Genomic DNA, 1,608 nt, shown 5'->3' on the forward strand with positions numbered 1-1,608 from the left:
GGCACCGGAGGGCCTTTGCGGGGGGGCAAGGGTCTCCGCCCCCCCCCCCCCCCCGGTGGATCCGGCCGCCCTCCGCCCCGCGAGGGGGGGGGCCCCCCGGGTATTCGCGGGGCGCCCCGCCGCAGCGTCCAGCCCGGGTTCGTCCGAGCCCGCCGAACCTGCGGCATCAGTAGAAGATCCAGCGTGACCAGAGCCAGATGCAGGGCCTGCGCGAAGCGCCGGCCGACAAGACGAGACCGCGAACGGCAGTTGCGTTCTTCGTGCTCTGCCGGTCTGTTCGCCTCCCGGAAGGTGCGGGCCGTCAAGGCAGTTGATCCAGACGCTGAGGAGCAGGTTCCGGACAGGTCAGAGCCTCCAGAAGGGCAGGTCCCGCCCCGCACCACTACAACGGAGCTTCCGCACCCAGCAGGAAGGCTTTGTCATGGATCTCGGAACGATAGGTATCTGGAGCCTGGCGTTCACACACGGGGATCGCACCGAGGCGCGGGATGCTGCTACTGAGCTGGAGGAACTCGGGTACGGTGCCATCTGGCTCGGCGGCAGCCCGGGGGGCAACCCCCGCGGGGACTTGGTCACGGCAGCCGAAGTCCTGGCCGCGACCACCCGGGTCACCGTCGCAACGGGGTGCGTGTCCATCTGGGAGAGGTCACCGGACCGGCTCGCCGCCACCTTCCACGCGCTCCCGCAGCAACAACGGAATCGGCTGCTGGTGGGACTCGGCGTCAGCCACGCCGACTTCGTCGGCCGATACCGTGAGCCATACCACGCTCTGCGCTCATACCTGGACGCGTTGGACGCGGTGACTCCTCCACTGCCGTCGACTGCGCGAATCATCGGTGCGCACGGACCGCAGATGACCCGGCTGGCAGCTGTCAAATCCACGGGAGTGCACCCCTATCTCGTCGACCCCGCCCATACCGCCTGGGCCAGGTCGATACTCGGTGAGGGCCCCCTGCTCGCAGTGGAGCAGACCGTCATCCTGCACACCAGTGCCGAAGCAGCCCGCGCCAAAGCCAGGACGATGCTCGCTCCCTACCTCAAGCTGCGCAACTACCGGTCGGCGTGGCTACGTGGGGGATTCGCCGCCGAGGACTTGGCCTCTGGCGGCAGCGACCGTCTGATCGATGCGCTGTTCGCCTGGGGGAACCCGAACGAGATCGCTGCCCGGCTCACCGAACATCGTCAGGCCGGGGCCGACCACATAGCCGTCCAGGTGATCACTGATACCCCGGAAACCTTCGCCCGCCAGGCATGGCGTGCCCTCGCCCCAGAACTGGTCACGGCACAGGCACTCCGCAATCCGGCTGACGACGCCACCGCGGTCACTGCAGCCCGCGACGTCCGCGTCCGTCAGCGCGGCTGCATCAGCACGTGACCGATCAGCGCGTGGATGTCGCCACGGACAACCGGCGGCTGCTGGCCTGGGCCAAGCGGTTGCCGCAGCGGAAGTGGGGGCGGTGGAGTACGCCAACGGACTGGGCTGGCATCTCGCTCAGTGGCTCATCGGCCGCGGCTAGGGTGCGTTTCAAAAGTGCTGGTCACAGCCATTCGTTGATGGCCGCGACCAGCACGGTCGCCTCGTAGCGGACCGCCAACTTGTCGTACCTT

At 68.4% G+C, this 1,608-nt stretch carries 1 protein-coding gene; it reads left to right on the plus strand.

All coding sequences use genetic code 11. The features are described 5' to 3' along the window. Positions 1-421: 421 nt before the first annotated feature. A complete protein-coding gene (locus ACFC09_RS46040) occupies positions 422-1,375 on the plus strand; it encodes an LLM class F420-dependent oxidoreductase (protein ID WP_376539196.1) in 954 nt (317 codons plus the stop codon). Positions 1,376-1,608: the final 233 nt, after the last annotated feature.

The organism is Streptomyces sp. NPDC056161 (genome assembly GCF_042268025.1).
In the GTDB taxonomy this organism is placed as follows: Bacteria; Actinomycetota; Actinomycetes; order Streptomycetales; family Streptomycetaceae; genus Streptomyces.

Coding starts and splice junctions, on each gene's coding strand:
- ACFC09_RS46040 (WP_376539196.1), top strand. CDS start 422: ATGGATCTCGGAACGATAGGTATCTGGAGCCTGGCGTTCACACACGGG.